This is a genomic window from Streptomyces cupreus (genome assembly GCF_014257025.1).
GTDB lineage: Bacteria > Actinomycetota > Actinomycetes > Streptomycetales > Streptomycetaceae > Streptomyces > Streptomyces cupreus.
Genome location: NZ_JACMSF010000134.1, coordinates 1 through 5,257 on the forward strand (window position 1 = coordinate 1; position 5,257 = coordinate 5,257).

General features: G+C 68.0%; 6 protein-coding genes and 1 tRNA gene. 5 read left to right on the forward strand and 2 right to left on the reverse strand.

What is annotated here, in order from left to right; translation table 11 throughout:
* Window positions 1-113: 113 nt before the first annotated feature.
* From H4N64_RS43750 to H4N64_RS43770, 5 genes are all read left to right on the forward strand, one after another.
* Window positions 114-1,688 carry an IclR family transcriptional regulator domain-containing protein gene (locus H4N64_RS43750; RefSeq protein ID WP_186288199.1) on the forward strand — a complete coding sequence of 525 codons (1,575 nt, stop codon included), beginning with the start codon at window positions 114-116 and terminating at the stop codon, window positions 1,686-1,688.
* A 56-nt stretch (window positions 1,689-1,744) separates the two neighbouring features.
* Window positions 1,745-1,817 (forward strand) — tRNA-Arg (locus H4N64_RS43755).
* Window positions 1,818-1,903: 86 nt separating this feature from the next.
* Window positions 1,904-3,556 carry a tyrosine-type recombinase/integrase gene (locus tag H4N64_RS43760; protein ID WP_186288200.1) on the forward strand — a complete coding sequence of 551 codons (1,653 nt, stop codon included), beginning with the start codon at window positions 1,904-1,906 and terminating at the stop codon, window positions 3,554-3,556.
* An 82-nt stretch (window positions 3,557-3,638) separates the two neighbouring features.
* Complete coding sequence (locus H4N64_RS43765) at window positions 3,639-3,923, forward strand: hypothetical protein (protein WP_186288201.1); 285 nt, start codon at window positions 3,639-3,641, stop codon at window positions 3,921-3,923.
* Window positions 3,923-4,168 (forward strand): hypothetical protein, encoded by a 246-nt coding sequence (locus H4N64_RS43770; RefSeq protein ID WP_186288202.1) that lies wholly within the window; start codon window positions 3,923-3,925, stop codon window positions 4,166-4,168. Before H4N64_RS43765 ends, H4N64_RS43770 begins: the two co-directional genes overlap by 1 nt.
* A gap of 303 nt (window positions 4,169-4,471) precedes the next feature.
* Here H4N64_RS43770 and H4N64_RS43775 read toward each other — a convergent pair whose 3' ends face one another.
* Both H4N64_RS43775 and H4N64_RS43780 read right to left on the reverse strand, forming a co-directional pair.
* Entirely contained in the window at window positions 4,472-4,849 is a 378-nt protein-coding gene (locus H4N64_RS43775) for a hypothetical protein (protein ID WP_260860439.1), read from the reverse strand.
* Window positions 4,846-5,257, reverse strand: a 412-nt coding sequence (locus H4N64_RS43780; RefSeq protein ID WP_186288203.1) for a tetratricopeptide repeat protein, incomplete at its 5' end; no start/stop codon positions are given. The genes H4N64_RS43775 and H4N64_RS43780, both read right to left, overlap by 4 nt.

Genomic DNA, 5,257 nt, shown 5'->3' on the forward strand with positions numbered 1-5,257 from the left:
GCGGCTGACCGGTGCTGAGGATGCGTGGGCGGCATGACGCCGCGCTGAGGGTCCGTAGACGGCATGACGCGGCATTACGGTAGGCGTGCCGAGACCGCCGTACCGGAGAGCTGATGCCCGTACACACCACGACCGCCGCCGATCGGGCCGCTGTGCCCGCCGAGGCGGTCGCGCCGTTGATCCGGGGGGTCTCGGTGCTGCGGGAACTGACGGAGGCCGGCGGGACCATGAGCCCGAGCGGACTGGAGCGCGCCACGGGCCTGGCCCGCTCCACGGTCGACCGCATCACCTCCACCCTCGCCCGCATGGGGTACGTCCGTCTCGACGGCCGGGACGCGGTTCTCACCCCCCGTCTGATGGACCTGGGCAACGCCTACCTGGCGTCCCTGCGCCTGCCGGCGTTGCTGGCCGGGCAGGCCGACGAGTTGGCCGACGAACTGGACGAGTCGGTCTCCCTGGCGGTGCCCGACGCCGACGGCATCCGCTTCATCCACCAGGCCACCCGCCGCCGGGCGATGTCCCTCAGCTTCCGCATCGGCGACCTCCTCCCCGCCGAACGCACCGCCCCCGGCCCGCTGTTCGCCATGGAGTGGACGGAGGAGGGGTGGCGGTCATGGCGCGCGCGTTTGGCGAGAGACCCGGAGAACAGGGAGTTCTCGGCCGTACCGCCGAGGGAACGGCCTTATGGGGAAGAGGAGTTCGTGGTGCGGGTGGCGCGGGCCCGGGAGGACGGCTGGGCGCTGGACGACCAGTTGATCGAACCGGGCCTGGTGGCGCTGTCGGTCCCCGTACGGGAACCGGGCACACACCGGATCGCCTGCGTGGCAAGCGTGGTGAGCCACACGAGCCGCCACACGGCGACGGACCTGCGCGAGGCGCTGCTGCCGAGGCTGAGGCGGGCGGTGGCGACGATGGAACGGGAGCTGAGAAGGGCCCCCGCGGCGGAACCGCCCCCGCCCCCCTCGGCACTGGCGGCGTGGACGGGGGCGTCGAAGCAGGAACTGGGCCGGGACTTCGTGGAATCGCTGGCCCGTGGGCTGACGGTCCTGACGGCGTTCGGCGAGGGAAGGGCACGCCTGACGCTGACGGAGGTGGCCCAGGCGACGGGCCTGGCGAGGGCGACGGCACGCAGAGCGCTGATCACGTACGAGCATCTGGGCCTGGTGACCCGCCCGGACGACCGCACGTACGCACTCACACCGAGGGTCCTGTCCCTGGGCTTCCCCCCACTCTCCCGCACCACACTCCCCCGTCTGGCGACCCCCCACCTGACGGACCTGACGACCCGCATCCAGGAATCGACGTCCCTGGCGACCTTGACCCCCGACGGCAAGGAGATCGTCTACACGGCGGAAGCAACGGCCCACCGGGTCATGAGCGTGACGATCCCCCCGGGCACCCGAGCCCCGGCACCGGAAACGGCACTGGGCCAGGTCCTGCTGTCCCCCGACCGTGACCACGCTCTCCTGGACGAGGAACTGGAAAAGGGCCTACGCACGATCGCGGTCCCGATCCGAGACACCCGCACGGGCGCCCGGGTGGCGGCAGTCGGGGTGGCCATGCACGCGGCCCGCCACACCCTCTCGGACTGCGAACGCACAATCCTCCCGGCCCTCCACTCAACAGCCAAGGCCATCGAAACAGACCTCAAGTCCGCCTCCCGCTTCACCCACGTCCCGATCACCTGACCCCACCCCGACCAGATCCGGTACCCTGACGCCTGTGACCCCACGGGTCACCGTCCGCCTTCGTAGCTCAGGGGATAGAGCACCGCTCTCCTAAAGCGGGTGTCGCAGGTTCGAATCCTGCCGGGGGCACAGTCTCTGACCAGCGCGTTTACCTCTCACGGGTAGGCGCGCTGTTCGTCGTAGCCATGGCATTAACCATGAATAGGTTCGAGACCATGGCGACCACGACGACAAGACGACGTCAGCGCGGCAGCATCCGGCCCAACGGGGCCGGCTTCCAGGTCCGGGTCTACGCCGGGCGTGACCCCCTCACGAAGAAGGACCTCTACCTCCACGAGCAGGCCGCTGACGCGGTGGAGGCCGAGAAGGTCCGCACGAGGCTCCTCCACCAGGTCGACGAACAGCGTCACCCCAAGACGCAGGTGACCATGTCGTTCCTGCTCGACCGGTGGCTGGGTGTCGCGGAACTCGACGAGACGTCGTACGAGCGGGCCGAGGGCATCATCCGCAATTACCTCAAGCCCACGTTCGGCGACCTCAAGGCCGGGAAGCTGACCGCCGAGATGCTGGAGTTGTTCTACGCCCGTCTCCGGCAGTGCCAGGAGCAATGCGAAGGGCGGCGAAACGGCAAGACCGACCCCAAGACGAAGCGAAAGCACCTGTGCGAGCCGCTCGCCGCGAACTCCGTCCGCAAGATTCACTTCATCCTGCGCCCGGCGCTCAACCGCGGCCTGCGCTGGGGTTACGTGACGACGAACGTGGCGGCCCTCGCTGAACCGCCATCCCAACCCAAGCCCAACCCCGACCCTCCAACTCCCGAGGAAGCAGCGCTGGTTCTGAACACCGCCTGGCAGCGGGACCTGGACTGGGGAACGTTCCTGTTCATGATGATGGTCAGCGGCTCACGCCGTGGCGAGATGTGCGCTCTGCGCTGGTCGGACATCAACCTCGACCGTCTCGAACTCTTCGTGAAGCACTCCAACAACGGTCGCAGGATCAAGGACACCAAGACCCACCAGCGCCGTAAGCAGGCCATCGATGTCATCACGCGCTCCGTTCTGGTCGCCCACCGAGCCCGCGCCGAGGAACGCTGCAAGGTGCTCGGCGGTGAACTCGCCCGTGACGCTTTCGTGTTCTCCGGTGAAGCCGACAGCATGGCCCCGCTCGTGCCGTCGAGCGTCAGCCAGCGATACCGCCGCCGCGCGAAGAAGCTGAAGATCCACACCCACCGCCTGAAGGACCTGCGTGCGTACAACGTGACCGAGCTCTTGGGCGCCGGTGCCGACGTACGAACAGTTGCCGGCCGGGTGGGACACGGCGGCGGAGGAGCGACCACGCTCAAGTACTACGCGGCCTTCCTGGCCACGTCCGACCGCCAGGCTGTCACTGCCTTCGCCAAGCAACTGCCGGTGCCGGAAGGACTGCTGGCCGAGCAGCCGGTCACCACCGTCATCAACGGCCTGCGCCTGGCCTGCGAGTGCGGGAACGAATCGCTGTGGGCGATGCTCGTGGTCACGGAGGACGGAGCAGAGGCCCTGTGCGGCCAGTGCGAGGCTGCCGTGCAGGCCCGACCGGATGTGGCCGTGGGCCCCATCGGCCGGACCATCAAGGCGGAAGCGGCCCCACCGCGTGACCTCGCTCCGTGGGAAGTGATCGCGAAGGATCTCGCTGACGCCATCAAGGACAGCACGATGCTGCCCGGCGAGGACGTCCCCACCGTCGGCGACATCGCCCAGGCCCACGGCGTCTCGGTCGGCACCGCTCACCGCGCCTTCACCCAGCTCAAGAAGGACGGCCTGATCGAGGTCAGCCGGGGCCGCCGAGCCGTCGTCCGTCAGCTCCAGGAGGAGGCCTCCGATGCCGCCTAACCTCCGTACTCCCTCCCCAGCCCTCGCCTGGTCCGCGTACCGTGGGTCACGGGACCCGCGACGACTGTCGGAGGCTCAGGCGATGAGCGAGCGGAACTGGACCATCGAGACGATCTGCGAGGCGCTCGGCAGCCCCGCCGCTAAGCAGCGGTTCCTCGGCGAGATCAACCGTGCCCAGGTCCACGAGATCGTCACGGTCTTCGCCAAGTGGCAGCAGATCGCCTCCGACCTCATGGCCGCCGCCGAACGCGGACGCGAGCTCGCCAGGACCGAGGCCGAGACCGGTGAAATCCCGGGCGAGTGGATCGACGTCACCGACCGCATCCAGGCCCAGGCCGCTGCCGCCCGTGCTCGCGGCGTCGCCTGATGACCTATCGCCTGAAGTACGGCACCGGCACGGAAGCGGTGCACGACGCGATGCCGCCGGCCGAGAGCGAGCAGCTGGCGCTCGCTCTCGCGGCGGCCTGCGAGGACCCGATCGGCGCGACCGAGGTGTACGGCGAGGACGACGGGGTGGTGCGGATGCTCGCGACCGAGCACGCGATCGCGGTGCTGCTGGTCGGGCAGGTCACCAAGACACTGACCGTGCTGCAGCTGAGCTACACGGGCTGACGTCAAGGTCCTTTGGTTGGCAGCCATCAGCTTGGGAAGCTGCGGACATCGACGGCCTGCTGTAGATGCTGACCTGCTCAAACGACTGGCTCGAGGCCTTTCCGGGCTCGGCCGCTTTGCACCGTGATTCCCCGCTGTTCCCCGCTCGATCTGGTGCGCTTGTGGTGCGGCCAACGCAGGGGCACATGTGTCAAGGAATGACGTGCGAGATTCCTTGACACACGTCCCTCTCCCACGGACAGCTACGGCTCCGGGTTCGTCGGGTCGGAACCGGGTCCGGGCCGTCCGGCCGTGTTCCTGGCGTCAAGTTGCTGTTGGTTCGTCGGCGATGAGGTCCAGAAGCTGGTCGGAGGTGAGAGTGGCCAGGTCGACGGAGCGGTCTCCGCACACGAGTCGTGCCGCCCCCTGCTGCGTCCTGAGCTGTCGGGCGCGTTCGATGAGCTCGGCCGCACGGCGTCGTTTGTGGATACGGTCGGCGATGTCCGCGACCGCGAGCATGGCCGATGGAATGGACACGATCAGGGATGCCACCGCGACGGGATCGACTCCCTTGGATTCCGGACTGGTTGCGGGTTCCGGCGTCGGAGCTGGTTCGGGTGGGTAGCCCCAGCTCGCGGTCAACGCGGCGACGCTCTTCATGGCGGCTTCGACGTCCACTCCAGCAAACTCGATGATCATCATTCCTCGTTTTCGTCGCCGGTGGCGTTCAGTAGTTCATCAAGTAGGTCAACAGTGTCCGCAAAACCGATCTTGGCGGCAGCTGCTCGGCTCGCCTGCAACACCTGTCGGGCTTGCTCGCGTTCACCCGCGGCCAGCAGAAATTGGCCCAGGGTAGTCCCGACGACCGCGATGCCATCCGGCCGTTGAAGCTTCAGAAGGAGCTGAAACGAGGAGATCAGCCTCGGCATCGCTGCGTCGAAATCTTGGCGACTCAGATCGATTTGCGCCAGATCCCAGGTGGCGGCCGCGATGCCCGCCATGTCGCCTAGCTGCTTATTGACTTCCAAGCGCTTGAGCTGCAGTTCGAGGGCTTCGTCGACTTCGCCGCGCTGCTGGAGGATGTTGGCGATCTTCCCCCAGGTGACCGCG

Coding starts and splice junctions, on each gene's coding strand:
- H4N64_RS43760 (WP_186288200.1), top strand. CDS start 1,904: ATGGCGACCACGACGACAAGACGACGTCAGCGCGGCAGCATCCGGCCC.
- H4N64_RS43750 (WP_186288199.1), top strand. CDS start 114: ATGCCCGTACACACCACGACCGCCGCCGATCGGGCCGCTGTGCCCGCC.
- H4N64_RS43770 (WP_186288202.1), top strand. CDS start 3,923: ATGACCTATCGCCTGAAGTACGGCACCGGCACGGAAGCGGTGCACGAC.
- H4N64_RS43775 (WP_260860439.1), bottom strand. CDS start 4,849: ATGATGATCATCGAGTTTGCTGGAGTGGACGTCGAAGCCGCCATGAAG.
- H4N64_RS43765 (WP_186288201.1), top strand. CDS start 3,639: ATGAGCGAGCGGAACTGGACCATCGAGACGATCTGCGAGGCGCTCGGC.